The sequence below is a fragment of the Hydrogenobaculum sp. 3684 genome, from assembly GCF_000213785.1.
Classification (GTDB): Bacteria; Aquificota; Aquificia; order Aquificales; family Aquificaceae; genus Hydrogenobaculum.
Genome location: NC_015557.1, coordinates 197563 through 224448 on the forward strand (window position 1 = coordinate 197563; position 26886 = coordinate 224448).

The 26886-nt window shown below is 35.9% G+C and carries 33 protein-coding genes and 5 tRNA genes; 23 read left to right on the forward strand and 15 right to left on the reverse strand.

Annotated elements, in window-relative coordinates:
- Positions 1 to 226: 226 nt before the first annotated feature.
- Positions 227 to 299 (forward strand) — tRNA-Arg (locus HYD3684_RS01135).
- A gap of 1 nt (position 300) precedes the next feature.
- Here HYD3684_RS01135 and HYD3684_RS01140 read toward each other — a convergent pair.
- The 7 genes from HYD3684_RS01140 to HYD3684_RS01165 all read right to left on the reverse strand — a co-directional run bounded on the left by HYD3684_RS01140 (position 301) and on the right by HYD3684_RS01165 (position 3732).
- A complete protein-coding gene (locus tag HYD3684_RS01140) occupies positions 301 to 813 on the reverse strand; it encodes a gamma carbonic anhydrase family protein (RefSeq protein ID WP_015418862.1) in 513 nt (170 codons plus the stop codon).
- A 25-nt stretch (positions 814 to 838) separates the two neighbouring features.
- Positions 839 to 1285: a NifB/NifX family molybdenum-iron cluster-binding protein gene (locus HYD3684_RS01145; RefSeq protein WP_015418863.1), complete on the reverse strand. Its 447-nt coding sequence runs from the start codon at positions 1283 to 1285 to the stop codon at positions 839 to 841.
- A gap of 86 nt (positions 1286 to 1371) precedes the next feature.
- Positions 1372 to 1599 (reverse strand): hypothetical protein, encoded by a 228-nt coding sequence (locus tag HYD3684_RS01150; protein WP_015418864.1) that lies wholly within the window; start codon positions 1597 to 1599, stop codon positions 1372 to 1374.
- A 434-nt stretch (positions 1600 to 2033) separates the two neighbouring features.
- The gene (locus HYD3684_RS08480) at positions 2034 to 2168 is read right to left on the reverse strand and encodes a hypothetical protein (protein WP_015418865.1); all 135 of its coding nucleotides are present in this window, start codon (positions 2166 to 2168) and stop codon (positions 2034 to 2036) included.
- A gap of 113 nt (positions 2169 to 2281) precedes the next feature.
- Positions 2282 to 2902 (reverse strand): hypothetical protein, encoded by a 621-nt coding sequence (locus HYD3684_RS01155; RefSeq protein WP_015418866.1) that lies wholly within the window; start codon positions 2900 to 2902, stop codon positions 2282 to 2284.
- Positions 2903 to 2913: 11 nt separating this feature from the next.
- Positions 2914 to 3108, reverse strand: a complete 195-nt coding sequence (locus HYD3684_RS01160; RefSeq protein WP_015418867.1) for a hypothetical protein — start codon at positions 3106 to 3108, stop codon at positions 2914 to 2916.
- A gap of 45 nt (positions 3109 to 3153) precedes the next feature.
- On the reverse strand, positions 3154 to 3732 hold the full coding sequence (locus HYD3684_RS01165) for a hypothetical protein (RefSeq protein ID WP_015418868.1): 579 nt from the start codon (positions 3730 to 3732) through the stop codon (positions 3154 to 3156).
- 294 nt (positions 3733 to 4026) lie between these two features.
- Here HYD3684_RS01165 and rfaD point away from each other — a divergent pair, with 294 nt between their 5' ends.
- From rfaD to HYD3684_RS01205, 8 genes are all read left to right on the forward strand, one after another.
- Positions 4027 to 4959 carry an ADP-glyceromanno-heptose 6-epimerase gene (rfaD, locus tag HYD3684_RS01170; RefSeq protein ID WP_015418869.1) on the forward strand — a complete coding sequence of 311 codons (933 nt, stop codon included), beginning with the start codon at positions 4027 to 4029 and terminating at the stop codon, positions 4957 to 4959.
- Complete coding sequence (gene cysM, locus HYD3684_RS01175; RefSeq protein WP_015418870.1) at positions 4956 to 5921, forward strand: cysteine synthase B; 966 nt, start codon at positions 4956 to 4958, stop codon at positions 5919 to 5921. Before rfaD ends, cysM begins: the two co-directional genes overlap by 4 nt.
- Before the next feature lies 1 nt (position 5922).
- Positions 5923 to 6438: a DUF177 domain-containing protein gene (locus HYD3684_RS01180; RefSeq protein WP_015418871.1), complete on the forward strand. Its 516-nt coding sequence runs from the start codon at positions 5923 to 5925 to the stop codon at positions 6436 to 6438.
- Positions 6419 to 6601 (forward strand): 50S ribosomal protein L32, encoded by a 183-nt coding sequence (gene rpmF, locus HYD3684_RS01185; protein ID WP_015418872.1) that lies wholly within the window; start codon positions 6419 to 6421, stop codon positions 6599 to 6601. Before HYD3684_RS01180 ends, rpmF begins: the two co-directional genes overlap by 20 nt.
- 11 nt (positions 6602 to 6612) lie before the next feature.
- Positions 6613 to 7632: a phosphate acyltransferase PlsX gene (gene plsX, locus HYD3684_RS01190; protein ID WP_015418873.1), complete on the forward strand. Its 1020-nt coding sequence runs from the start codon at positions 6613 to 6615 to the stop codon at positions 7630 to 7632.
- The gene (locus HYD3684_RS01195; protein WP_015418874.1) at positions 7632 to 8543 is read left to right on the forward strand and encodes a beta-ketoacyl-ACP synthase III; all 912 of its coding nucleotides are present in this window, start codon (positions 7632 to 7634) and stop codon (positions 8541 to 8543) included. Before plsX ends, HYD3684_RS01195 begins: the two co-directional genes overlap by 1 nt.
- A gap of 1 nt (position 8544) precedes the next feature.
- On the forward strand, positions 8545 to 8958 hold the full coding sequence (locus HYD3684_RS01200; RefSeq protein ID WP_015418875.1) for a hypothetical protein: 414 nt from the start codon (positions 8545 to 8547) through the stop codon (positions 8956 to 8958).
- A gap of 66 nt (positions 8959 to 9024) precedes the next feature.
- Positions 9025 to 9594 (forward strand): sulfite oxidase-like oxidoreductase, encoded by a 570-nt coding sequence (locus tag HYD3684_RS01205; RefSeq protein ID WP_015418876.1) that lies wholly within the window; start codon positions 9025 to 9027, stop codon positions 9592 to 9594.
- 2 nt (positions 9595 to 9596) lie between these two features.
- Here the strand turns inward: HYD3684_RS01205 and HYD3684_RS01210 are convergent, their stop codons facing one another.
- Genes HYD3684_RS01210 through HYD3684_RS01225 form a run of 4 tightly spaced genes read right to left on the reverse strand, consistent with a single transcriptional unit; the run spans position 9597 to position 13568 of the window.
- Positions 9597 to 10499, reverse strand: a complete 903-nt coding sequence (locus HYD3684_RS01210) for a Ppx/GppA phosphatase family protein (RefSeq protein ID WP_015418877.1) — start codon at positions 10497 to 10499, stop codon at positions 9597 to 9599.
- A gap of 2 nt (positions 10500 to 10501) precedes the next feature.
- On the reverse strand, positions 10502 to 10717 hold the full coding sequence (locus tag HYD3684_RS01215; RefSeq protein ID WP_015418878.1) for a hypothetical protein: 216 nt from the start codon (positions 10715 to 10717) through the stop codon (positions 10502 to 10504).
- The gene (locus HYD3684_RS01220) at positions 10714 to 11625 is read right to left on the reverse strand and encodes a MoxR family ATPase (RefSeq protein WP_015418879.1); all 912 of its coding nucleotides are present in this window, start codon (positions 11623 to 11625) and stop codon (positions 10714 to 10716) included. The genes HYD3684_RS01215 and HYD3684_RS01220 overlap by 4 nt, the downstream gene beginning before the upstream one ends.
- A gap of 20 nt (positions 11626 to 11645) precedes the next feature.
- Positions 11646 to 13568 carry a GGDEF domain-containing protein gene (locus tag HYD3684_RS01225; protein WP_015418880.1) on the reverse strand — a complete coding sequence of 641 codons (1923 nt, stop codon included), beginning with the start codon at positions 13566 to 13568 and terminating at the stop codon, positions 11646 to 11648.
- A gap of 294 nt (positions 13569 to 13862) precedes the next feature.
- Here HYD3684_RS01225 and HYD3684_RS01230 point away from each other — a divergent pair, with 294 nt between their 5' ends.
- Complete coding sequence (locus tag HYD3684_RS01230; protein WP_237698614.1) at positions 13863 to 14159, forward strand: hypothetical protein; 297 nt, start codon at positions 13863 to 13865, stop codon at positions 14157 to 14159.
- Positions 14149 to 14748, forward strand: a complete 600-nt coding sequence (gene recR / locus HYD3684_RS01235; protein WP_015418883.1) for a recombination mediator RecR — start codon at positions 14149 to 14151, stop codon at positions 14746 to 14748. The genes HYD3684_RS01230 and recR overlap by 11 nt, the downstream gene beginning before the upstream one ends.
- A 308-nt stretch (positions 14749 to 15056) precedes the next feature.
- Here the strand turns inward: recR and HYD3684_RS01240 are convergent, their stop codons facing one another.
- From HYD3684_RS01240 to hpt, 4 genes are read right to left on the reverse strand one after another with little or no spacing between them, the layout of a single operon-like run.
- Positions 15057 to 16136, reverse strand: coding sequence for a type IV pilus twitching motility protein PilT (locus HYD3684_RS01240; protein WP_015418884.1), 1080 nt, complete (start codon positions 16134 to 16136; stop codon positions 15057 to 15059).
- 15 nt (positions 16137 to 16151) lie between these two features.
- On the reverse strand, positions 16152 to 17831 hold the full coding sequence (locus HYD3684_RS01245) for a GspE/PulE family protein (RefSeq protein WP_015418885.1): 1680 nt from the start codon (positions 17829 to 17831) through the stop codon (positions 16152 to 16154).
- A 3-nt stretch (positions 17832 to 17834) separates the two neighbouring features.
- A complete protein-coding gene (gene rgy, locus HYD3684_RS01250) occupies positions 17835 to 21350 on the reverse strand; it encodes a reverse gyrase (RefSeq protein ID WP_015418886.1) in 3516 nt (1171 codons plus the stop codon).
- Positions 21351 to 21854: a hypoxanthine phosphoribosyltransferase gene (hpt, locus tag HYD3684_RS01255; RefSeq protein ID WP_015418887.1), complete on the reverse strand. Its 504-nt coding sequence runs from the start codon at positions 21852 to 21854 to the stop codon at positions 21351 to 21353.
- 136 nt (positions 21855 to 21990) lie between these two features.
- Between hpt and HYD3684_RS01260 the strand changes: the two genes are divergently transcribed.
- The 12 genes from HYD3684_RS01260 (at position 21991) to rplL (ending at position 26831) form a co-directional block, all read left to right on the forward strand.
- Positions 21991 to 22077: transfer RNA gene (locus tag HYD3684_RS01260), tRNA-Tyr, on the forward strand.
- Between the two features lie 5 nt (positions 22078 to 22082).
- Positions 22083 to 22154: transfer RNA gene (locus tag HYD3684_RS01265), tRNA-Gly, on the forward strand.
- Between the two features lie 22 nt (positions 22155 to 22176).
- Positions 22177 to 22249: transfer RNA gene (locus tag HYD3684_RS01270), tRNA-Thr, on the forward strand.
- Positions 22250 to 22280: 31 nt separating this feature from the next.
- Entirely contained in the window at positions 22281 to 23498 is a 1218-nt protein-coding gene (gene tuf / locus HYD3684_RS01275; RefSeq protein ID WP_015418888.1) for an elongation factor Tu, read from the forward strand.
- A gap of 10 nt (positions 23499 to 23508) precedes the next feature.
- On the forward strand, positions 23509 to 23658 hold the full coding sequence (rpmG, locus tag HYD3684_RS08250; RefSeq protein WP_012513298.1) for a 50S ribosomal protein L33: 150 nt from the start codon (positions 23509 to 23511) through the stop codon (positions 23656 to 23658).
- Positions 23658 to 23730: transfer RNA gene (locus HYD3684_RS01280), tRNA-Trp, on the forward strand. Before rpmG ends, HYD3684_RS01280 begins: the two co-directional genes overlap by 1 nt.
- Positions 23731 to 23757: 27 nt before the next feature.
- Positions 23758 to 23958 (forward strand): preprotein translocase subunit SecE, encoded by a 201-nt coding sequence (secE, locus tag HYD3684_RS01285; RefSeq protein WP_015418889.1) that lies wholly within the window; start codon positions 23758 to 23760, stop codon positions 23956 to 23958.
- Positions 23955 to 24692, forward strand: coding sequence for a transcription termination/antitermination protein NusG (gene nusG, locus HYD3684_RS01290; protein WP_015418890.1), 738 nt, complete (start codon positions 23955 to 23957; stop codon positions 24690 to 24692). The genes secE and nusG overlap by 4 nt, the downstream gene beginning before the upstream one ends.
- A 10-nt stretch (positions 24693 to 24702) precedes the next feature.
- Positions 24703 to 25140 (forward strand): 50S ribosomal protein L11, encoded by a 438-nt coding sequence (rplK, locus tag HYD3684_RS01295; RefSeq protein ID WP_015418891.1) that lies wholly within the window; start codon positions 24703 to 24705, stop codon positions 25138 to 25140.
- 5 nt (positions 25141 to 25145) lie between these two features.
- Positions 25146 to 25871: a 50S ribosomal protein L1 gene (rplA, locus tag HYD3684_RS01300; protein WP_015418892.1), complete on the forward strand. Its 726-nt coding sequence runs from the start codon at positions 25146 to 25148 to the stop codon at positions 25869 to 25871.
- A 13-nt stretch (positions 25872 to 25884) separates the two neighbouring features.
- Positions 25885 to 26421, forward strand: a complete 537-nt coding sequence (gene rplJ, locus HYD3684_RS01305) for a 50S ribosomal protein L10 (protein ID WP_015418893.1) — start codon at positions 25885 to 25887, stop codon at positions 26419 to 26421.
- 26 nt (positions 26422 to 26447) lie between these two features.
- Complete coding sequence (gene rplL, locus HYD3684_RS01310; RefSeq protein WP_015418894.1) at positions 26448 to 26831, forward strand: 50S ribosomal protein L7/L12; 384 nt, start codon at positions 26448 to 26450, stop codon at positions 26829 to 26831.
- Positions 26832 to 26886: the final 55 nt, after the last annotated feature.

Sequence of the window (26886 nt, forward strand, 5' to 3'; positions counted from 1 at the left end):
TTCTTACATTGTGAGATAAGTGTTTGTTAAGAACATGCTTATTTGAAACATGTTTTCAACACTCTGTGTACCAACGGGCATTTCTTACATCGTGGATTTAGAGTCTTTTAAGAACATGCTTATTTGAAACATGTTTTCAACACTCTGTGTTTATAATCTATTTGGACCTATACAAAATATGCTGTTTTGGTTTTTTTATAGGTTAAAATAAATATCAAAGGATAAAGTGTCTGTAGCTTAACGGATAAAGCGCAGGTCTCCGGAACCTGAGATTGCGGGTTCGAATCCCGCCAGACACGTTTAAGGATTTGCTAAATAATTATTTTTATATCTTACATAGTTTGAAGCTGATTCTTTTATAAGCTCTATCTCTTCTGGTTTTAAGTCCCTTACTATTTTAGCTGGGCTTCCTGCCACCAAAACACCGCTTGGTATATGTTTGTTTGGGGTTATGAGGGCTCTTGCCCCTACCAAGACAAAATCTTCTATTGTAGCTCCGTCCATGATGGTAGCTCCCATTCCCACCAATACAAAATTTTTTATAGTGCATCCGTGTATTATAGCCCCGTGCCCTATAGTGACATCGTGTCCTATGATGGTTGGATGCGTGTTGTGGGTTACATGGATTACGGAGTTATCTTGAATGTTTGTTCTATCGCCAATTTTTATATAATTTACATCTCCTCTTATGACAGTGCCAAACCATACGCTAACATCATCTCCAAGCTCAACATCTCCTATTACAAAAGCGTTATCTGCTATATATACACCGCTACCTATTTTTGGATAAAAGTTTTTGTAAGCTTTTAACATGAAAAGTATTATAGCAAATTATCTTTTAATGATGATGGTGATGATTACTGCAGCTAAATCTTATAAGAAGCTCAAACTTATCAGGGGTTACGAGGGTAAGTTCGTTAGATTCATATTTTCTTAAAAGCTCATCAAAACTTATTTTGTCATCTTCGGCAAAATACACCTTCATACCGTTTGCTATAGCGAGATTGTAAGCTCCTTGTCCCATATGTAGGACTATAAGTTCTCTTACACCAAGAGATAGCAAAAACCTTATCACCATACCGCCCCTTTCTACCGGGTTTCTTAGGGTTTTAATGGTTTTTGAGTTTTTATCGTAAAAAGCAAAAAACTTCACTTCTCCAAAAAGTGGTGATATTTTTATAGGGCTATTTTCCTTTGGGGCTTTTATTGGTATAGCCACATGGTTTTCAAAAGATTCAAAGCCTTCTGGCAATGTAAATCTTTCTACCGTTTTAAGCGTTTTCATAGAACACCTCCTAAAAATGCGTGGTTAATAAATACTAACTATTAAATTAGTAAGAAATTTAGATTGTAGTAGAAGTTTTATCATAATTAGTCTTCTTTGTTTATCCTATCTTCTTCGTGTTTTACGATTTTAGAAAAAATAAATATTAAAACCGCACCTATCACAACGGTTTCTACAAGCCTTTGGGCGTACATCTTAAATACGTTTGGTATTTGTCCTGTTTGAAACATACAATTGTAACAATGCGTATGTCCTTGATAGGGTGTGCCTTCCAACATATGTATAAAATTCATTATGCTATGCCAAATGTCCATTAGTTTATTATAACTCTAGTGTGTGTAGCATGTCTTACGCGTGTGTACCTGTTCCCTCGCTAACCCACGACAAGTATGCCACGCAATAGTAAAATGCGGACGTTACCGCTCTAGTGTGCTAAGCCGTGGTAGACTTGTAGCATTTCTTACACTACCAGTACCTGTTCCCTCGTCAACCCACGAAGTGAAATGCGATTCCATCGCTCTATCTATTTTTAGCTTTAGCTCTTTTGCCTGCTCTTTCATCAACCTACGATGTAAAACGCGTTGATAACGCTCTAGTGTGCTGGAAGCATTTCTTACACTACCAGTACCTGTTCCCTCGCTAACCCACCAAGTGAAATGCGGACGTTACCGCTCTATTTACTTTTTAGCTTTAGCTATTTTGCCTGCTCTTTAGTCAATCTACGAAGTAAAATGCGGGCGTTACCGCTCTATTCACTTTTTAAAGCTACCACAAGTATAGCTAGTATACCTATGGCAAATATGATAGAAAGTATTATTACCACTGTGCTTGAGTAATGAGAAAATGCCATTTGCTGTTTCGCTATTGCTTTCCATGTGTTCATGGTATTATTTTACAACATCAATATAAAATAAATATAAAAAGAGGGCAAAAGCCCTCCAAGTATTAAAATCTATCAAATGCATCAGCCCGGAACCTATGCTTTACCATTCCATCTTAAAGATATGAGCCTGTTTGTGGAGGTGGTGGAATTTGTTGTGTTTGTTGTGCCTGTTGTTGTGCTGGTTGTTCTGGAGGCGGTGGCTTTATGGTTTGCTTTACCTTTAGGCTTTTGATCTTTGCGTGTGCTGTGTATTCTATTTGCTTTATGGATTCGGATTGATTTTGAGGGTTTTTATAAAGAGTTTGTTGGTGCTTTGCTTTTAAAAGCACGAAACTAAAAGGTTTTACATCAAGACCACTTAACATGATAAGATATAAAGCTTGTCCTAAGTAAGTTATTATATCCTCTATATAGGGTAGGGCGCTATACATATAACCTGTATTAGATATGAGTTCTTTGAACAAGCTTAAAAACTCTTGTTTAGACATTCTGTTTTTGGTAGATTTTATGGCCTGTAAGCTTTGGAGAAATTTTGCAAATTCATCATCTAGTATATTTGCTTTTAATAAAAGCTCTATTATGTCATTATTGTATAGCGTTTGGTATCCTATATAATTTGCCCAAGCTTCTATTATGCTTGGTATATCATTGCCGATTAAAGCTTTTATCTTTGACCTGATATCTTGGTTGTCTTGGGATACAAATATCTTTTCTAGAATAGCCTTTTCTTTCATAGCATTCTCCTTTATCCTATCTCTTCTAAATCTTTTAACACGCTTTGAAGTCTTGGCGCTATCTCTTCCAGTATATCCACAATCTCCAAAAGCAAATTTTTTTGATGAGGATCCTTTGTATTTTCTACAAGAACCTCAACATCTTCTATGAGCTTTACAAATTTTGGTATATCTTCTATCAACAAGCTTATTATTTTAAAATCCATAAAACTACCTCCTTTTAAATCCCCCACAAAAGGGGGGTAATTAGTTTAGGTTAGTTGATCGCAGGAGCGATACAAGACCACTTGGCCGGTTTTTCTATCTTTTTTGCTTCTTATCTCAGATTCAAGCTTTCTTATAACACATCTTCCAACGCTTACTATGTCCTGTTTGCCAGAGTTAGATAGTACCGTTCCTAAGGTTGGGGTTTTGGAGCTTGTCTTTTTCCTTTTTTCTAAAGAGTTTATGATGTTTTGGATTGTAGCCTCTTGGTTTTGGTCTTTTAACTCTTTTAATATGTCTTCTAATATGGCTATCTCTTCGGCAGTTTTTGAGCTTTTTATGGAAGTTTTCTTATGAGTAGATACTCTTAGCTCTTTTGTCCAAAACTTCAAAGCATCGGCTATTATAAGAGCTTGGCCGTTTATCACATCGCCAAAGACAAAGTAGTAGTTGTCTGCAGATTGGGGCAATGAGCTTGAGCTTCCCATATCTACTACAGCCACAAATCTTGATAAAAGCTCGTATCCACCAAGCTTTATGAGGTTTTGAACAGCACTTTTTGACCTCTCAAGGTCAAAGGTTTCCGTGATGGGTGCTACATGTGGCATTACAAACGTTTTAAGCATAGGGCTTTACCTCCTAAAAGTGATATGTTAAATTTCTTTTAAAAGCCAAAAAACTAAGAGAAGTTTGTCCAAAGATGTCTATCGGAAGATTTGATATATATCATAGTGTGCTGGTAGCATTTCTTACACTACCAGTGCCTGTTCCCTTGTCAACCCCAGACAAGTCTGCCACGCACCACAAGTCTGCCACGCAATAGTAAAATGCGATGTTATCGCTCTAGTGTATAAATATATTTTGTTAATAAAATAATAATTGAGGCTTTACAAATACGTTATTTAAGTTAAAATATTTTTGTGAGAAGATTTTTAATAACAGGCGGAGCAGGTTTTATAGGCTCAAGGATAGCCCTTAGACTTCAAGAGCTTTACCCAAAAGCTTATATCCTTGTGGTGGATAACTTTTTTTCAGGACACTTCAAAAACCTTTATGGGTTTAAAGGTGATGTTATAGAAGGGGCTATAGAAGATAAAGATCTATGGGAATATCTTAAAAAAGAATACGCCTCTTTTGAAGCGGTATTTCACAACGGAGCTATTACAGATACCACAATCCTGGATCAGAAGCTTATGATGGATGTAAACACAAATAGCATGAAATATATAATAGATGCTTGTATAAAATGGGATGCAAAGCTTATATACGCTTCTTCTGCTGGAGTGTATGGCAATACAGAAGCACCTATGAAAGAAGATAGAGGTCTTATACCAGAAAACGTATACGGCTTTTCAAAGCTAATGGCTGATAATATGGTTAAAAATAAGATGGAAGAATATCCTTCTTTTAGGGTAGTGGGTTTTAGATACTTCAACGTATACGGCATGGGAGAGCAATACAAAGGCAAAACCGCCAGCATGATTTATCAACTGGCCATGCAGATGAAATCTGGCAAAAACCCAAGGCTTTTTAAATACGGTGAGCAAAAAAGAGATTTTGTTTATATAGAAGATGTGTTACAGGCCAATATAAAAGCTTTGGAGAGATACGATGCTAGTGGTATATTTAACGTAGGATATGGCAAAGCAAGAAGTTTCAACGATATAGTAGAGGTTTTAAACCGTCTTATGGGTACAAACTACGAAATAGAGTATTTTGACTGTCCATACGAGTTTTACCAAAATTATACAGAAGCCGATATCAGTGCTATCAAAGAAAAGCTTGGCTACGAGCCTAAATACGATTTGGAGTCTGGTATAGAGCATTATCTTAAAAGCTTGAAACTGATATGAATTTAAAGGGTATTTTTTGGGTATTAGGAGAGCACGACGAGCCTTATTTAAAACCAAGGGAAAGCTCTTTGGAGCTTGTGGGCAACACACCTTTGGTAAGAATAAAAAAAGTTTTAGAGGCTTTTGATATAAACCCAAATGTGAAAATATATGCAAAGCTTGAATCTACAAACCCAGGTGGCTCTGTAAAAGATAGGGCTGCTCTTTCTATGTTTTTAAACGCTATAAAAAAAGGTATTATACAAAAAGATAAGGCTGTGATAGACGCCACCTCTGGCAATACGGGTATAGCGCTTGCTATGGTGGGAGCTTCACTTGGTATAAAAGTAGAGCTTGCTATGCCATCAAACGTAAGCGAAGAGCGTAAAAAGATACTGGAGGCTTATGGGGCTATAACCCATTATACTGATCCTTTGGAAGGCACAGACGGAGCGATACTCTACGTAAGGGACCTTGTAAAAAAATATCCAGATAGGTATGTGTATCTAGATCAATACAACAACCAAGCCAACTGGCAAGCTCATTTTTACTCTACAGGTATAGAGATATACAATCAAACTAAAGGTCAGATTACTCATTTTGTAGCAGGGATTGGTACCGGTGGGACTATAATGGGTACTGGTAGAAGGTTAAAGGTTTATAATCCCAACATAGAAGTTATAGGCATCCAACCAGCCTATCCATTTCATGGCATAGAAGGCCTAAAGCATATAGAATCTTCTATAAAACCAGGTATTTTTGATGAAACGTTTTTAGATAGAACAATCTTTGTAGATACGGAAGAAGCTTACGAACTTACAAGAAGACTTGCCAAGGAAGAAGGACTTTTCGTAGGACAATCTTCTGGAGCTGCCTTGGCTGGTGCTATAAAACTTGCCAAAGAGCTTGAAAGTGGGCTCATTGTGACGGTGTTTCCAGATGGCGGGGATAGATATCTATCCACTAGAGTGTGGGGTAAGTGATATGGAGATTTTAAACCTTGTAGATATTTTTAAAAGCCAAAAAACTTACTCTTTTGAAGAGGATATAAAAAAGGATTTTTGGAAAGATTTTTTACCTGAGGATATAGAAAGCGTTGAGGCCAATGTGAAGATCAATATATCACCAAAAGGTTATATGAGATATGAGTTATCTTTGAAGTTAGAGGCTAAGGTAAGGGCTTTTTGTTCTGTTTGCCTTAAGGAGTTTGGATTTGATATAGTTTTGGACGAGGTTTTTGAGCTTTTAGATAAAGGTTTAGAAACATATTCAAAATCACACATGTTAAAAGAAGAAGAATTCTACACTTACTACATAGATCAGGAGGAGTTTGATCCTTCTGAGGTTGTTTTGGATGCTCTTATAGGTGCTATCCCTATAAAATTTTTATGTGAAGAGTCTTGCAGTTTGCCGTCAAAAGTTGAGCAAGGAAACAAAAGTTTTGCTATACTTAAAGAGTTACTAACTAAGGAGGAAAAAAATGGCGGTACCAAAGCGTAGGACTTCTCGTTGGAGAAGAAACCAAAGAAGGGCGCAAGCTTTTTTTGCGAAGCTAAAATCTTTTAATGTGGTAAAATGTCCAAATTGTGGAGAATTTGCAATGCCACACAGGGCTTGTCCTTACTGCGGTTATTACAGAGATAAGCAAGTACTAGAAGTGTAATTTATCTATAAATGGAAAGCTTTCGTATAGCGCTTGACTGTATGGGGGGTGATTATGCCCCCGATGAGATAGTAAAAGGTGGTATACTAGCTTTAGATGAACTAAACTGTGAAGTTTTATTTGTAGGGAAAGAAGAGCTTATAAGACAAGTATTGAAAAAGTATAAATTAAGAGAGGATATAAAGATTATAAATTCTGAAGATTCGATTGAGATGAACTCATCTCCTTCTTCTGTGTTAAAAAGAAAAAACTCGTCTTTATATATAGCTGGTAAACTTTTAAAGGAAAATCAAGCCGATGCTCTTGTGTCTGCTGGCAACACCGGTGCTGTGCTGGCGATAGGTAAATTTGTAGTGGGATCGTCGGAGTTTTTAGAAAGACCAGCTATAGCGGTAGCTCTTCCAAACAAGCTTGGTAAGAAGACGGTGCTTGTGGATGTGGGAGCAAACGTTGATAGTAGACCAAGACATCTTTTGGATTTTGCCATCATAGGGCATACTTACGCAGAAGAGATACTGGGTGTAAAGAACCCCACCATAGGTATTTTAAGTATAGGAGAAGAAGAAGGGAAAGGCAATGAGCTTGTAAAAGAAACGTTTCCGCTTTTAAAAGAAACAAAGTTAAACTTCAAAGGAAACGCTGAAGGTAGAGATATATACAACGGCACTTTTGACGTCATAGTATGCGATGGGTTTGTAGGAAATATAGTTTTAAAAGCATCTGAAAGTCTTGGTATGGCTCTTATAGATATGATAAAAGAAGAGGTTATGAAAAGAAAAATAAGTAAGCTTGGGGCACTTTTGATGAAACCAGCTATCAACGCTTTTAAGAGAAAAGTAGATTTTGAAGAATACGGTGGTACACCGCTTTTAGGAGCAAAAAAACCTGTTATAATAACACATGGTAGAGCCAACGCGAAAGCCATAAAAAACGCTATAAAGATAGCTAGGGCATTTTTATCTCACCACTTCAACGAAAGGATGAAAGAAAACTTTGTAAAATATATAGAACCAGTTTTAAAGGAGCAATAATGGGTGTATCTATAAAGTCTATAGGCATTTATGTGCCTTCTCATGTTGTTACCAACGAGGATTTGGAAAAAAACATTGATACTTCCGATGAATGGATTACTACAAGAACTGGTATAAAAAGAAGACACATAGCAAAAGATGAGTCTATATACGATATGGCTGTGAAAGCTGGTAAGATGGCTCTTGAAAAAGCCGGTTTAGAAGAAGTAGATCTTATAATAGTAGCCACTTTAAGCCCAGAGATGCTTTTTCCAGCAGTAGCTTGTGTAGTCCAGCAGCATATAAAATCAAGATTTGCTTTTGATATATCGGCTGCTTGTAGTGGGTTTTTGTATGGGCTTGATATAGCAAAATCTTACATAGAAAGCTCAAATGTAAATTCAATACTTCTTATAGGGGCAGAAAAACTTTCTTCTATAGTGGATTGGACCGATAGGAGCACCTGTGTGCTTTTTGGAGATGGGGCTGGTGCTGCTGTAATTACAAAAGGAGAAGGGGATATACTATCAAGCGTTATGTTTTCCGATGGTAAGTACAAGGATCTTCTTTATGCTGAGAAATGCGGTTTTCTAAAGATGAATGGAAAAGAGGTGTTTAAATACGCTGTAAGAAACATGGAAGCTGCTTGTAGAATGGCTATTGAAAAGGCAGGCGTTAGTATAGATGAAATATCTCTTGTGATACCTCATCAGGCAAACATACGTATAATAAACTCGTTGGCGCAAAAACTTGGTGTTCCAAGTTCAAAAGTTTATGTAAACATACAAGAGTATGCAAACACCAGTGCTGCTTCCATACCTATAGCCATGTATGAGGCTTTTGAAAAAGGGTTATTAAAAAGAAAAGATAAAATTCTATTAACGGCTATGGGCGGAGGACTTACGTGGGGAGCTAGCGTTTTGGAGTTTTAAGATGGGTAAGGTTATAAGATTTAACTCTGATGACGATAGTGAAAAAATAGAACAAGAACAACTTCCTATAGACCAGCAACCAGTTGAAATGCCTCAGTTTCTACAAGAATTAAGAGAATATATACTTGGATATTACCCTAATACTATAAGCGATATACTTGGTTTTAGCGGTTTTATCAAGAACGACAACCCTTATGTATTTGTGGGATATGTTGCATGGCAAGATAAAAAGGGAAGCTATTATACCACACCTTTGATAGCTATGTTTAGAAATCAAGACAAGAGGTTTTCTTTTTTAAACGCAAAGAATCACTATTTTGATCCTACGGTGTTAAAAACAGACATTGAAAACTTGGGTATAAAAATAGATGAGATTTACAAACATCTTGATGAAGAGCTAAAAAAGCTAACTTAAAACACTGCTAAAAATAAAGGTAGCTTGGTCATAGCTTATAAAATCTAAGAATGTAAATTTTTTCTTATGGAAAAAGATAGATTGCCAAAAGGACAAAAATGGATTTCAAAACCTGTTGTTTACGATATAGTAAAAGATATAAAAGATGTTGATTTATCGAAGTATAGGTTGAAGTTTTTTGGATTTTTAGAAAATCCTATAGAAATGACTTACGATGAGTTTGTTTCTATGGCAAAAGACAAAGTGGTGGCGGACTTTCACTGCGTTACCACTTGGAGCGTAAAAGATATCGTTTGGGAAGGTATTAAAACAAAAAAGCTCCTTGAGATGGTAAAACCAAAGAAAGAAGCCAAGTTTGTTATGGCTCATTGCCTTGAAGGATATACCACAAACTTTCCTATAGAGTATCTTTACGATGAAAACTCTATATTGGCTTATAAAATGAACGGCGAAATTATCCCAAAAAGGCACGGTTTTCCTATAAGGCTTGTGATCCCTTCTTTGTATGCGTGGAAAAGTGCAAAATATTTGGAAGCTCTTGAGTTTATGGATAAAAACGTAAAGGGATTTTGGGAGCTTAGAGGCTATCACGATATAGGAGACCCTTGGAAGGAAGAACGTTTTAGTGAAGATTAGCTTTATATAAGCCCTGCTGCTTTTAAAAGAAGAGCATGTTTTAATCCAAAGTCGCTTATTATAAGGTAATCTTTTTCGAAAAGCTCCAAAACCTTATAAAATATGGCTATACCAGATACTATAGCCTTTGCTCTTTTGTCTTCTATTTCTTTGTATTTCTTTCTTTCTTCTATGGGTATTTTTGCAAGCTTCCAGAACCATTTTTCTAAAGCATCGAAAGAAAGGATTTTGCCGTGTATTATTCTGCCGTTGTATGGGTATACTCTATAGTGAAGAGCTGCTATAGTTGTAATGGTGCCTCCTATTGCCACTATACTATCCACTGGTTTTAGCACTTGTTTTATGTTTTTTTCAAGAAAATCAAAAAGAGCTTTTATTTCTTCATCGGTAGGTGGGTCATGCTTAAAAAAGTCTTCTGTAAGATTTACTATACCAAAAGGAAAAGAGTTTATAAAGTATATATGTGAGTTTTTACCGTAAACAAACTCTGTGGAACCACCACCTTGATCTATCACAACTGCGTCTTTTTTAAGCCCCAGGGAAAATATGCTTGCTTTAAAAGAAAGCTCTCCTTCTTCTTCACCGCTAATAATATTTACATCTATACCAACTTCTTCTTTTACTTTTTTTATAAACTCATCGGCGTTTTTTGCTCTTCTCAGAGCTTCTGTACCTACTGCAATGATGTTTGAAGCATTGTAGCTATCTGTTATGTTTTTAAAATCTTTTAAAGTTTCCAAAGCTTCTTTGATTTTTTCTTCTTTTATAAAGCCAGTTTCTTTTACCCCGGTGCCTAATTCTACTATGTTTCCTTTTTCAAAGATTACTTCAAAAGGTTCTTTGGTGGCTATGCCAAGCCTTATACTGTATGAACCTATGTCTATTGCCGCTACAACGTCTTTCATATCTATTTTTTTAAAAGCCCCAAAATATATCCTATTATAAAACCTATCACAAGAGCGCCAGTAAGCCACACTCCAATAGGATAATAGATAGTATGGTAGTAATACCCATCTATTGCAGGGCTTAACTTTAGAGAAAATAAGCTATCTTTATTTAACCACGTGATGTAGGCTAACAAAGCTACTATAAGAAAAAACAATACCCCATAAAACATTTTCATAGCTTAACCTCTTTTACTATCTCTTCTATTATAATAGAATTTTTCTTTTGAGTGGTATCGTCTGTCAATATTCTATGTGGAAGAGCTATTGGAGCTAACTCTATTATATCAAAAGGTGTTACAAAATCTCTATCCATCAAGAAGGCATAAGATTTGGCCAGATTTATCATTTGCAAAGTACCCCTTGGAGACACACCTACGTATACATCTTTGTGTTTTCTTGTTTTTTGCACTATAAACATAAGTACGTCTGCCACATCCTCTGATACGTGTATATGCTTTACATGTTTCATAATATCTAAAACATCTTGTTTTGTAAGTACAGATTGTATATCTACTAACCTTTCTGAAGGGTCCCCGTTCAAAATCATCAATTTTTCTACATCGTAGGAGGGATATCCCATAGATATTTTTATCATAAACCTATCCAATTCTGATTCTGGCAATGCAAACGTGCCATAGTTGTCCATTGGATTTTGAGTGGCTATTACACAAAAGACGTCTTCTAACTTGTGAGTTTTACCCTCTATGCTAACGGTTTTTTCTGCCATGGCTTCTAGTAAAGCGCTTTGAGTTTTTGGTGGAGCCCTATTTATCTCATCCGCAAGTATTATGTTGCTAAAGATAGGACCAGGTCTAAATATAAAATCTTTTTTCTTTTCGTCGTATATGTATATGCCCAATATATCCGAAGGCATCAAATCTGATGTAAATTGTATTCTATTAAAAGCCAAAGACATAGCTTTTGCCATAGATATAGCCAACGTAGTTTTACCAACACCGGGTACATCTTCTATAAGAATATGCCCGCCAGCAAAGAAAGCAGCCAATACATATCTTATAACGTTTTCTTTGCCTTTTATAATTCTTGATATTTCAAATTCTACTTTTTTAGGGTTTATAGCCATATAAACTGTTATATTTTATCTTAATATTCATCTTCTTGCCACATATCTTTTTGATATCTAACCACTTTGTTTCTGCCAGATTCTTTTGCCTTATAAAGAGCGACGTCTGCAAACTTAACAGCCTGCCAGAATCTATCAGTATCCGTTGGTATCTCTGAAACACCTATGCTTATTGTCTTTTTCAGTGTAGTTTTATTTGGTAAAGATATGACTTTGTTCTCTACATTTTTTCTTATTTTTTCTGCAATGTTTTCGCTCTCTCCTGGTTTTATGTTTGTTAAAAGCACTAAAAACTCCTCACCACCAAACCTTATGGGTATATCCGATTCTCTTATGGACTCTTTGATAGCTTGAGCAACAGATTTTAATACTAAATCTCCAGCATCATGACCATATGTATCGTTTACCTCTTTGAAATGATCAATGTCTAATATTAATATACCTATAGTCTCTCCTTTTCTTTTGGCGTTATTTAATATAGGGTCTATGGCTTCTTCTATATATCTTCTATTGTAGAATCCTGTTAATTGATCTTTTATAGATTGCTCTTTTAGTTTCTCCATTAAAAGCTTAGACTCCATAACAGGTATAGCTTCATCTAGATAGCCTTTTATATAAGGTATCATCATATTTACAAAATCTTTCATATAGTGTTCGTATACAATTTGCAATACGTTGTGCACGTGTCCGTTTAGATATATTGGGATACAGTAATATTCCAAAGAATCTTCTTGTTTTTGAAATTCGTTATACTCTTTTATAAAGCATTTGCATACGTTTGGAAATTCATCGCTATCCACATCTGCACCGGTTCTATAGGCTCTGCAACAGCTGTTGTCCTTTAGAATATCATCCTTGCACCAGAGTTTGTCGGTGCCATTTACAAATATTAGCTTCATTTTATCGTAGTTTATTTCGTATAGGCTAAACTTATCCAAAGACATGTAGTGTTCTAGTATTAGGCGTAGTCTTTCGTATATATCTTCTTTAGAGCCATCTTTTTCTATGGTTTTTTTGAATTTATATATATTTTCTAGTTCTGTTACTATTTTATCTGTATCTTTTATGGTGTTGCCGGAATCCATAACATCGTATCCTATTAGAGTGAAAGCTTTTTGATGTATACTGTTTAAAGCGTTATGCAGTATATCGATCATCTTATTGAAAGATATAACCACTTTGCCAGCCTCGTCTATCATTTCGTTATTTTCTAATACGCTGCTATCTCTTATTTTAGCTTCTTCAAATCTCCCTTCTTGTAGTAAGCCGAAGCTTTTTATAAGTTTATTAAACATATCTATATATGGTTTTGAGAATCTAAATATAGAGTAAGATAACGCACCAAAAAGCCCAACAAAAATTAACAGCGTAGTTAACATTACTAAAAATGCTTTATACCTTATGTCTGTTACGTCAAGTGTTATATCTATTGCGCCTAATACCTGGCCGTTTTGGACCTCGTGGCACTGAAGGCAATTTACTATGCCTTTATTTGATGCTTTATAGGGTATTATGTCTCTAACAAGCACTTTTGATGGGGTTTCATATATTTTGTAAATAGGCTTTCCTGTTAAAAGCACAAGTTTTTCTAAGTTGTCTATTGGTTGTTCTGTCGGAAGCCCTGGACCAAACTGTTTATCTACAGCTTCTCCCCTTACTATATGTATGTTTGTTACACCTTTTACTCGCTCAAGCCTTTTAATATAAGACTCCCTATCTTTTATAACGCCCATTACCATCAAAGATGTTAGTCCGTCTCTTACAATACCGGCCACAGTATTGGCTTTTGACAAGGCATATCTTATTCCTTGTTCTCTAAAAGAAATGGCAAATATTCCCTCCGTTATAATAACTATTGATATTATAAGTAAGAGCAATCTAAATATAAGTTTATGCGTTATAGAGGTAGCTATAAACTTTTTTATTTTATAAAACATATACATGACTTAATTATACTACAAGACAACTTAAGATGATAAGCTATTTTTCTTTATATAGGCTAAAGATAAAAAATCCTACCAGTAAAAACATAATTGCCAATATGACTATCAAAGCTTTTATATATATCATTCCATTTTAGTAAATACGTATATAAACCCAAACACTATTGGAATAAATATAGGAGCTATTACAAAAGCCCAAAAGCTAAATCTTTCCATAAAGAGTACACCTCCTTAGTATTATTATAACTAAGCATTGTGCAAATTTTATAAATTTTTGTGATATAATCTTTACCTATGGATATAATAGGCATGATGAAACAGCTTAAAAGCTTAGAGCTAGAGTATGAAAAACTAAAAACTGAGCTTGCTTCTAAAGAGCATATGTTAGAAAGAGCGGGTATTACCATAAAATTTGACGGTCTTGGCAATATAAAGGATTTTAGTATATCAGAAGATGTGTCTTCAAAACCTATAGCAGAATTTAAGGATGATCTTAAAAGCCTAATAGAAGAATACCAGGACATGGTAAAAGAGAACCTTACTAAAGCTATGAAGGATAGATTGTTAGGGAGTCTTCCTTTTGGCCTTTGAAGACTTTATACCAAGAAGCCTCTTAAAAGCTTTGGAAGACATAAAACATATACCTGGGTATGGTGAGAAAAACGCTTCAAGGTTTGTATATGGCTTTTTAAAGCTTGATAAAATCAAAAAAGAAGATGTTGTAAAGAGCTTAGAAAATCTTTTTTCTATAACTACATGTAAAGAGTGTAACATACTTACAGACCAAGAGATATGTGCTATATGTTCTAATCCAAAAAGAAGCAAAAAGTATATAGCTGTAGTAGAAGAGTCTCAAGATGCCTACAAAATAGAAAAATTGGAGCGTTTTAAAGGTGTTTATCACATTTTAGGTGGTCGTATAAGTCCACTGGAGGGTATAGCACCAGAAGATTTGAGTATAGAGCTTTTAAAAGAAAGAATAAGAAAATACAATCCGAAGGAGATAATAATAGCTACAAATCCAAACCCTGAAGGCGAAGCTACCGCCAATTATCTTATAAAAGTATTAAAACAATACAATGTAAAGATAACCCGCATAGCCACAGCTATTCAATTTGGCACTCTAATAGAGTATGTGGACGATCTATCTTTGGAAGAAAGCATAGAAAAAAGGGAATAGTGTGCTGTAAGCCGTTCTCAGAGCAAGGAAGTGGCTATGCCTGGTCTTTAGAATTGAAATGCGATTCTATCGCTCTAGTGTGCCAACGGCCGTTCTCTGAACTATTAACAGGCTGTGAATGTTCCTTAGAGTCGAAATGTGCTAATAGCGCTCTAGTGTGCTAAAGGCCGTTCTCTGAGCTTTTGAGCGCCTTTGCCTGTTCTTTAGCTTTGAAATGCGGGCGCTACCGCTCTAGTGTGCTAACGGCCGTTCTCTGAGCTTTTGAGCGCCTGTCATATTCATTAGCTTTGAAACGCGATTCTACCGCTTTATATCTCTTCGTAAGCTACACCCATTAACCTTGCCAATTCTTTTGGATCTGGACTGTATTTTAGAGCATCTTCTTTTGTTATAAGCCCCATACCGTATAGTTTTCTTAAGTGTTGGTTCATAGTTTGCATACCTGTTTGAGCTTGACCTGATTGCATCAATGCATAAATTTGTGGTAGCTTATTTTCTTTTATTAAGTTTCTTATACCTGCGTTTGGTATTAAAAGCTCGTAAGCTAACACTCTGCCCCCGCCTATTTTAGGCAAAAGCCTTTGAGATATGATACCTTGTAAAGAGATAGAGAGCTGCGTCCTTATTTGATCCTTTTCTTCAGCGCTAAATACATCTACAATTCTGTTTATAGTGGATATAGCTGTATTTGTATGAAGCGTTCCAAATACCAAGTGTCCGGTTTCAGCTGCTCTTAAAGCCATTTCTATAGTTTCTCTATCTCTCATTTCACCTATTAATATTACGTCTGGGTCTTCTCTTAAAGCGCTTCTTAAAGCATCGGAAAAACTTGGCACGTCTTGCCCTAACTCGCGTTGGTTTACTATGCCTTTGCTGTGTTTGAAAAGGTATTCTATGGGGTCTTCCACTGTTATAACATGTGCTGGTTCGTTGTCAAGTATATATTGTATCATCGATGCTAAGGTCGTTGATTTACCACTGCCGGTTGGACCTGTTACTAAAACAAGTCCCATACTCCTTTTTGTAAGCTCTAATACCTTTGCTTCTAATCCTAATTTTGTAATATCTTTTATATCGCTGGATAAGTATCTTAAAACCATGCTTATGGAGTCTCTTTGTCTAAACACGTTTACACGAAATCTGCCTAAACTGTGTATTCCGATAGAAAAATCTACCGCATTTTTTTCTTCAAATACTTTTTTATATTTTTCAAGCATAATGCCGTATGCCAGCATTTGCGTATCGTCAGGTGTTAATGTATCGTATTCTTCTAAAAACCTTATTTTGCCATCCACTCTTATGGCAGGTTTAGAGCCTGCTACTATATGGATATCGCTTCCTCTATTTTTTACAAGTATCTCCGTTAACGTTCCTATGTCAAGCTGCATAAGCTCCTCCTTATCTTAATCTTGTATAGACACTCTTAACACCTCTTCTAAAGATGTAATTCCTTTGTTTACTTTTATTATACCAGACTGAAACAAGGTTTTCATACCTTTTTTAATAGCTATTTCTCTTATTTCTTCTGTGGTTTTTCTTTGGTTTATAGCCTCTCTTATTTCGTTATCTGCAAACATTAGTTCTGCTATTACAGTTCTTCCTTTATAACCTAAGTGGTTGCAGTATTCACAACCTTGTTTGTTTGGTTTATATATTACATCAGCAGTGATGCCATAATATTCTCTTTCTTCTTTTGTGGGCTCATATGGTATTTTGCAGTGTGGACATAACTTTCTAACAAGCCTTTGAGCAGATACTGCCAAAAGTGAAGATGATATTAAAAATGGTTCTATTCCCATATCTATAAGCCTCGCCACTGTGCTTGGTGCATCGTTTACATGAAGCGTTGATAAGACTAAGTGCCCAGTAAGAGAGGATTTTATAGCTATTTCAGCTGTTATGGCATCTCTTATTTCACCTACAAGCATAATATCTGGGTCTTGCCTCAAAAACGATCTTAAAACCGCTTCAAAAGTCCTTCCTACTTTTTCATCTATTTGAACTTGATTAAGCCCTGGTATATTTATTTCTACGGGGTCTTCGGCGGTTACTATGTTTACATCTTCTTTGTTTAAGTCTTGTAGTATTGAATAAAGCGTTGTAGTTTTTCCGCTACCTGTGGGTCCTACCACTAGTATTATCCCATAAGGTTTAGTGTAAGTTTGCTTTAGTTTTTTCACTTCATCTTCTTCAAATCCAAGCGTTTCTAGTTTTAAAGCTGAAAACTCATCGGGAAACTGCACTCTCATGACTAATTTTTCACCAAATATTGTAGGAAGCGTTGATACTCTTAGTTGCACCTTTTTGTTTGATATCCTTATTTTTATGATTCCGTCTTGGGGCTTTCTCCTTTCTGATATATCAAGGTTTGCCAATATTTTAAACCTAGATACGAGCGGGTCTTTTATATTTGTTGGGTAAGTGTCTATTTTTTTTAGCATTCCATCTATTCTAAATCTTAGAACAATTTCTTTTTCCTGAGGCTCTATATGTATATCAGAAGCACCGTCTTTAACAGCTCTATAGAGTATAGAATCAGCCAACTTTACAATTGCACTTTCGCTTGATTGTTCTACTAATTTTTCTATATTGATATTGTATTCTTGTTGTGCTTCTATATATACTTCTTCTGCGTTTAAGTCTATAGATCCAGAATGAAAGAGATTCTCTATAATATTTTTTATTTTTGACGGCGTTGTATACCAGGTTATTACATTTGGCTTTTTGGTAATGTACTTTATTTGATTTTCATCTATATATGGCATGTATGTAGCAACTGTAACGCTATTATCAGACATAGAAATAGGTATTATTTTATTTTTTACTATAAAATCTTGAGGAAATAAGTTTAAAAGATTTTTATCTATTTTATCTATATTTACTACACTACCATCTTTATCTACAAGTTTAAACATTTTTGAATACGCGTTAAGAAGATCTTGCTCAGTTATTTTTTTAGTTTCTACAAGATAACTTACTATGTCTATATCGAGGTCTTTTAACTCTTTTACCGTATTGTCATCTATGAGCCCTTCATTTTGTAAAAATTTTAAAAACCTTAAGTTCCTCTCTATATCCGGCATATATTAATAAATTATATTAAATTTAAGATGGTCGTATAGTGTTTTGAGCACCTTTTCATAATCTTCTTCCTCTTTCTCGCTTATTATATCCATTTTTTGTTCTAGTTCTCTGGTAAATTCTTCAGATACCAAATAAGAAAGCTCTTTGCTTTGCTTTAGGAAGTTATATACTTCTATACCTAGCTTAGTGGGTATAAGCCTTGATTTTTTCTCTATTACGTACTTTCTTTCTAAAAGCCTAGAAATTATTATAGAGTATGTGGATGGTCTTCCTATTCCCTTTTCTTTCATTTCTTTAACTAGTTCTCCTTGTGTGTATAGTGGCATTTTAGGTATGGCTCTTAGTTCTTTTTCTTCAATTTCAAAAGTATTAGCAGTATTGCCGTTGTTTTTTCTTATTTGTGTTGTATTTATTGGTATAAATATGTTCCAACCATCTTCTAAAATTTTGTCAACAATTTCCAATTTTTTTTCAAGACAAGTATACCACGGTTCACAAGTCTGCCACGGTTCACAATTATGCCACGCATCACAAGTCTGCCACGGTTCACAAGTCTGCCACGATTTATCTGTATTTGCAGATACTAATAGGGTTTTTTGTAGTACTTTTACTTGTCTTGTTTGAGACGCCATAAATCTGTTGAATATAAGTTGGTAAAGTCTTATGTGCTTTTTTGTAATCTGCTGTGTAAAGAAACTTTGATAGCCGTAATCTTGGTTGATCGAAAAAGCTTCTATATCCTCTGGGGCCATACTTTTGGTAGGTCTTATGCATTCGTGGGTTCCCTCTTTTCCCCAAGTTCTTGGTTTAAAATATTCCTTTCCAAGCTTTTCTTCTATAAAGCTTTTTGCTATTGAAATTCCTACTTCTGATACGTGGGTAGAGTCGGTTCTATGATATGTTATATATCCCATTTCAAAAAGTTCCTGAGCAAGTTCCATTGTTTCTTTTACAGAGAGTTTCAGTTTCTCAGAAGCATCTTTTAAAAGTGTATCTGTGGTATAAGGTGCAGATGGCTCTAGAAAACGCTCTTCTTCTTTTATAGTTTTTATAGTTATATATCTCACGTTTTCGTAATAGGTTTTTGCCTTTGTTTTGTCTTCAATATCAAAATCTATTCTTATGTCTTGAGTTTTTAAAGAAAGTCTAAAAATTTTTACTTTATGCAAGTTGTATCTTTCTATGATCCATCCAAGCACAGGGGTTTGCACTCTGCCGGCGGAAAGCCAATTTTTGCCAAAGTGCTTTTGTATCAGCTTTGAATATTCAAAACCCACCCATCTATCTGCTACTCTTCTTAATACTTGGGCTTTTACAAGAGGCTCTTTTATATCTCTTGGGTTTTCTATTGCGTTTGCAATGGCTTTTTTTGTAACTTCGTGAAATTCCATTCGTTTTATATCTTTGCAAAAAGCCGATAATATCTCTTTCAAGTCCCAAGCTATTTTTTCACCTTCTGTATCAGGGTCGGTGGCTATTAGTATTTTTTCTATTTCGATACCTGCTAGTCTTAAGCTTTTAACTATATTATCTTTACCTTCTATGGTTTCATATATTGGTATTATGTGATCATCTGTTACCAAAACACCGTCAAAACCTTCGTTTTTAGTAACGTCTAAAATGTGTCCTATGGAAGCTGTTATTATTATATAGTTTTTGTCTGTAGAAAACTCCATAAAGGCTACGTTGTTTAAGGTTCTTCTAGCTGGCTTTCCAAAAAATGAAGATATTGTTTTTGCTTTTGTGGGGGACTCCACTATTACCAAAGTAGGCTTTATTACATCTTTTTGATCTAGTACCTTTTCTTTTTTTATAAAAGCTCTTAAATTTTCTCTGTCTTGGTCTATAGCTTTTAATATGCTTTGTATATCAACATCTTTTATATTTTCAAATTTGATATCTCCAAGCCATAGAAGTTTTTTCTTCAAAGATTCAAAAGTCGCTTTATCATCTACCAATACCACTGAAAGACCTTTGCTTATTCCACCAGCGTAAAGCCTTGATGTTCTACCGCTTGCTTGAATATATCCATTTATGTCTGGAATCAGTATATAATATTTGTCATTTTGTTTTTTGAGGGTTATATCTTTTGAATTTTCTATTTTTTCTATGATATCTCTTTGACTGAAAAACTCTTTAGCCTTTTGTTTCAAGTTTTTTACAACGTCGTTTTCTTCTTTAACATACCTGTATCTGTTTAGCTGTTCTATAAGCTCTGATATTGTTTGATAGTGTTCTGTGTTTATAAAAATATTTTTTATAGATAAAAGCGCCATCACAAGATGGTTTATTTTCGCATCAAGACTAAGGGGTATTTCAATTTTTGGAACTCCGTAAAATACAGCATACCTTATAACATGCGGAAGATCTATCCCTCTTGCCAGCGGATTTCTATAAGATGCTATACCTACCAAAACATCTATATCGCCGTTCTCGTAGGCTTTTATATCATCCTCTTTTATATCTTCGTAGGATATTGCCTTTATGTGGTTTTTGTTTAAGGTTTCTATTATTTCTTTTATGGTATCTTTTCCTTTTTCTGCAGATACGAATACAAGCCCACCTTTGCCAAAGGTATTTATGTATTTTATGAGGGTTTTATAATCAAGCTTGTAGCTTGGTGGTTCATCAAAGGTATCTGTTATATTTCTAAGATAGTAAGTAGGGGTGGATAGTTCAAATCCCAGGAGTTCTTTGAAGACTAACACTCGTTTTGATTTTGGTTTAGATGTAGCAGAAGCCAATACCAATACTGTTTTTTGTTCTTGGGTGCTAAGATAGTCGTTTATCTCCTGGGAAATAGCTTTTAGTTTTGTTTCATTTTTCCTAAAAAAAGACTTTAACTTTAAAAGCTCAAAAGTTTTATCGATGATATCTTTTTCAAAACCCATTATGTATAGAAGTTTATCTATATTCTTTGCAGTTTTTAAAAATGAGTCTATATCATCTACGAATATAAAATCAAAATCCCTTGGTATAAGCTCCTCATTTTTGTATAAAAACATGTTTGTGGTGATTAGTATTTTGTAATTTTGAGCTTTTAGTAAAGATTTATCTTTTTTTGCATCTAGTCCAAAAATTAATATGTCTTCTTCTTTAACCCCAAAAGACAAAAGCCTATCAAAGGTTTGTTTTAATAAGAGCTTTGTTGGCACCAATACGTAGGACTTTTTATTTCTTGTGGATAAAAAAGCCGCTAAAGATATACCAAAGGATGATTTTCCTATGCCGGTGGGGGCTATAAGAGAAAAAGATTCCTTTAAAAATACCCTTTTTGCCCAGGTTTTTTGAAGGGCCCACGGTTTTAAATTGGTATATTTATAGAAATACTCTTCCCATGAGTTTAACTCTTTTTCTATATCGCAACGCTCTTTTAAAAGACCCTCTTTCAACACATCGCATACGTTTTCGCTTTCTTCTTCTAAACATTTTTCGCAAGGAAGACCTTTTGCGAGTCTATAAGAGGATATATCGCCTCCACAGTTTGGGCATAGGTTTTTAAATATAGCCTCTATCATCTATATTTCTATCTGAGCTATAAAGTCTAAGTTTCTTCCAAAGCCGTTGTAATCAAGGCCGTATCCTACCACAAACTTATCTTCTATTTCAAAGCCTACGTAATCTGCCTTTACATCTACTTCTCTTTTGGAAGGTTTATCAAGAAGCACGCATATTTTGAGGCTTTTGGGATGTTTTGATAAGATTAGCTCTTTTACCTTGCTTAACGTTTTACCAGTGTCCAATATATCGTCTACTAAGACTACATCTTTGTCTTTTATATCCAAACTAATATCGCACAATATGTTAAGATTTGAGGATTTATCTCCTACGTATGAGCTTACTTTCATAAAATCAACAAACACATTTTTTTGTATATGTCTTGATAAATCACTTACAAACATAAATGCGCCGTTTAAAAGCCCCACTATATAAACCTCTTCGTAGTCTTTTTCTATAGCCTTTGATAGTTCTATAACCCTTTTTTGTAAATCAAAGCTGTTTATAATAGGTCTTACTCTCATCTTTTAACTATTCTCCAATATTTACATTTTACCATAATTTGTGATATAATATAAGACTACATTTTTTGGAGCTTTTAAAAGCTACAAAACTTGAAATTTTTTTTAAAAAATGTTATAATGTAATATTTAGTAGGTAGGAGAGATAGCCAAGCGGCCAACGGCAAGGGACTGTAAATCCCTCGGGCTTCGCCCTTCGCAGGTTCGAATCCTGCTCTCTCCACCATTTTAGCGGATGTAGCTCAATGGTAGAGCAGCTGCCTTCCAAGCAGCAGGCTGCGGGTTCGAGTCCCGTCGTCCGCTTTTGTTTTTAGTTTTGTTTTTAGCCCTGGTAGCTCAGTCGGTAGAGCACACCCTTGGTAAGGGTGAGGTCGCCGGTTCAAGTCCGGTCTAGGGCTTTTAAAAATTTTTTTGGGGGTTTAGCGTTTTATGGCAAAGGAAAAGTTTGTTAGAGAGAAAGAGCACATTAACGTAGGTACCATAGGTCACGTTGACCATGGTAAATCTACCTTAACATCTGCTATAACCTGTGTGTTAGCTGCTGGTGTATTACCAGGTGGTAAGGCAAAATGCTACCGTTATGAAGAAATAGACAAAGCACCTGAAGAGAAAGAAAGAGGTATTACCATCAACATAACTCACGTTGAATACGAAACACCAAAAAGGCACTACGCTCACGTTGACTGTCCTGGACACGCAGACTACATAAAGAACATGATTACAGGTGCCGCTCAAATGGATGGTGCAATACTTGTTGTATCAGCAGCAGATGGTCCAATGCCCCAAACCAGAGAACACGTTTTGTTAGCAAGACAAGTTAACGTTCCTTACATAGTGGTATTTATGAACAAATGTGACATGGTAGATGACCCAGAGCTATTAGATCTAGTAGAGTTAGAAGTAAGAGACCTACTAAACAAGTACGAATTTCCAGGTGATGATGTGCCAATTATAAGAGGTTCTGCTTTAGGAGCCCTTGAAGAACTAGACAAAGGCAAACCAGACAAATGGTGCAATGCAATAGTAGATCTCATGAAAGCCCTAGATGAATACATACCATCTCCTCAAAGAGAAATCGATAAACCATTCCTAATGCCAATAGAAGACGTCTTTACCATCTCTGGTAGAGGTACCGTTGTAACAGGTAGAGTGGAAAGAGGTGTACTAAAACCAGGTGAAGAAGTAGAAATAGTAGGTCTAAAAGAAGAATCCCTAAAAACCACAGCCACATCTATAGAAATGTTTAGAAAAATCCTCGATGAAGCATTGCCAGGTGACAACGTAGGTGTGCTGTTAAGAGGTGTAGGCAAAGACCAAGTAGAAAGAGGTCAAGTATTAGCAAAACCAGGTTCTATAACCCCACACAAAAGATTTAAAGCTCAAGTATACGTACTCTCTAAAGAAGAAGGTGGTAGACACACTCCATTCTTCCTAAACTACAGACCACAATTCTACATAAGAACCGCTGACGTAACAGGTACAGTGGTAAAACTTCCAGAAGGTCAAGAAATGGTAATGCCCGGTGATAACGTAGAGCTTGAAGTAGAGCTAATACATCCAGTGGCTATGGAAGAAGGTCTTAGATTTGCCATAAGAGAAGGTGGTAGAACAGTAGGTGCTGGTGTTGTCACCAAGATTATAGAGTGAGGAAGAAAGTATGAGAGAAATTATTACGTTGGCCTGTACTGAATGCAAGAGGAGAAATTACTCTATTACTAAAAACAGGCAAAAACATCCCCAAAGGGTTGAAATAAGGAAGCATTGTCCTTGGTGTAACAAGCACGTAGTTCATAGAGAGGTAAAATAGGGGCACTAGCTCAATTGGCAGAGCGCGGGACTCCAAATTCCGCGGTTGGGGGTTCGACTCCTCCGTGCCCCGCTCTTACGATGAGTTTTGGGATTTTAGATGGATAAAATTTTAAGCTTTTTAAAAGAAGTAAGGCAAGAGTTACGTAAGGTATCTTGGCCTGATAAAAAACTCGTCATAAGGGCGACGGTTAGTGTTATAATATTTTCTTTATTTTTTGGAATTTATTTATGGATTGTGGATTTGAGCTTTACGAAGATTTTATCGTTTATATTTGGTATTTGGGGTGGTAGTTTATGACTGATATGAAGTGGTATGCTCTGCAGGTTGAAGCTGGAAAGGAGACCACCGCTAAAGAATCTCTTATGAAGGTTATAGAACTTGATAAGATAAACGATTTAGTAGAAGATATAGTGCTGCCTGCAGAGGAAAAGGTAGTTATAAAAGCCCTAGGGAAAGAGAAATATAGATTATCTTTAAGAGGGAACAACAGAGATATAAGTGTTTTAGGTAAGAAATGTGTAACTGTATTTAGAATAGAAGAAGGCACTGTAAAGGTTGTGCCCTCAGAAGATGGGGAAGAATGCAACCAAGATTGTATAAGGGCTGGAGAAATATCTAAACCAGGGCAAAAAATTACTTGCAAGGAAAATAAAACCGAAGCAAAGATAGTCTTGGACAATAAAATGTTTCCAGGTTATATATTGTTAAAAGCCCATATGGACGATAGGCTTTTAAGAGCAATAGAAAAAGCACCGCATGTTTACAAGCCAGTTTTGGTGGGTGGTAAGATAGCTCCTTTGAAAGAGGAAGAAGTAAATAAAATATTGGCACATGCTCAGAGAGGATTCAAAACCAAGAAGGCTGTATTTGAAAAAGGTGAGCAAGTGAGAATTATAGAAGGTCCTTTTATGAGTTTTACCGGTACTATAGAGGAAGTAAACTTAGAAAGGGAAAAATTAAATGTGCTTATTAGCATATTTGGAAGGTTAACACCTGTGGAGCTTGATTTTTCACAGGTAGAAAAGATATAAGGAGTAGCGTATGGCGAAAAAGTTAACAGCTACAGTTGAATTGATGCTTCCAGCGGGGCAAGCTACACCGGCTCCTCCTGTTGGACCTGCTTTAGGTCAGCATGGTATAAATATAATGGAATTTGTGAAGCAGTTTAATGCTGCTTCAAAAGACATGGAACCTGGTACTGTTGTACCGGTTGTGATTAGTATATATGCTGATAGAAGCTTTACGTTTATAATGAAAACACCGCCTACTTCTTTCTTGCTGAAGAAGGCGGCAAAGGTCCAAAAGGGTTCATCTGATCCAAAACGTCAAAAGGTTGGCAAGATTACCTTAAATCAGTTAAAAGAGATAGCTCAATTAAAAGCTAAAGATATGAACACTCAAGATCTAGATGCTGTTATGAGAACGATAGCCGGTACTGCCAGAAGCATGGGTATAGAAATAGAAGGTTATAAGGGGTAAGCGCTATGAGAAGAGGAAAGAAGTATATAGAGGCTTCTAAGATTGTAATGCCAGGTAAAACTTACACTTTGCCTGAAGCGGTAGATATTCTCAAAAAAATGGAGGATATCTTAAAACGCAAGTTTGATGAGACTGTCGAGCTCGCTATGAAGTTGGGCGTAGATCCTAAATATGCGGACCAAATGGTTAGAGGATCTTTAGTATTGCCTGCTGGTCTTGGAAGAGAGCTCAAAGTGTTGGTTTTAGCCGAAGGCGATGCTATAAAAGAAGCTCAAAATGCCGGAGCTGATTATGCTGGCGGTGAGGATATAATAAATAAAATCCTCAAAGAGTCTTGGGTAGATTTTGATGTAGTGATAGCTACACCAGAGATAATGCCAAAGGTTGGTAAGCTTGGTAAGGTACTTGGGCCAAGAGGTTTAATGCCAAACCCTAAAACCGGAACCGTGACACCTAACGTAAAAGCAGCTGTAGAGGAAGCTAAAAAGGGTAGAGTAGAATTCAAAGTAGATAAAACCGGTAATATTCATATGCCTATAGGTAAGATAAGCTTTAAACCAGAGGATATTATGAAAAACGCTTATGCGGCTATAGACGCTGTGGTAAGAGCTAAACCTCCAGGCGCCAAGGGCCAATATGTGAAGAACATAGCAATATCTCTAACAATGAGCCCTTCTGTTGAACTTGATATACAAACGACGCTAAAACAATTGCAAGAAGCTGTAGCTTAAGTGAGGTGAAGTTATGAACAAAGAGACGCTTCAGAAGAAGATAGAAACGGTAGAAGGCTATAAGAAAAAGCTTGCCAAGAGCAATTTTGTATTGTTTTTCAACTTCAATGGATTGCCTGCGGATGTGGCTACTTCTTTAAGAAGAGAGCTTAAATCTGCAGATTCTGAGATGTTGGTGGGTAGGACTACGCTATTTTTTAGGGCTTTTGAGAATACGATAATGCATGATCACAGAGAAGTCTTTGTGGGACCAACGGCTGTTGTCTTTTCATACAAAGACCCGGCTAAAACTGCCAAGATTGTTTTTGATACATGTAAAAGCATCGATAAAGATGACCCACTAAGATTTATAAAGGCTGGTATGTTAGGTAACAAATATCTTACACCTAAAGATGTTGAAGCTCTTGCCAATTTACCAAGCATGGAAGTGCTTGTATCTAAGCTTATGGGTGTATTGCAGGCCCCTGTGGTTGGCTTTATAATGGCTTTAAAAGCCGTTCCCCAAAAGCTTGTGCTTACTTTAAAAGCTATAGAAACTAAGAATTCTTAAAAAATTTATTTTGGAGGTTTGTAAAGATGGCTACACTTACAATCGATGAAATCGTGGACGCTATAAGCGGCATGACAGTATTGGAAGTTGCAGAGCTTGTAAAAAAGCTCGAAGAAAAATTTGGTGTTTCAGCGGCCGCTATGGTAGCAGCAGCACCAGCAGCCGGAGGAGCTGCAGCAGCACCAGCAGCTGAGGAAAAGACCGAGTTTGACGTGATATTACAAGATGCTGGCGCTAATAAGCTCAACGTTATAAAGGTTGTTAGAGAGCTAACAGGCTTAGGACTCAAAGAAGCTAAGGACTTGGTGGACGGAGCTCCAAAACCAATTAAGCAAGGTGTATCTAAAGAAGAAGCAGAAAACATCAAGAAAAAGCTAGAAGAAGCTGGTGCTAAAGTAGAAGTAAAATAAAGCTTTGGCAACTTTAAGGGTTTTGTTAAAAGAAAGTGGTGCACCCCAGAGGAGG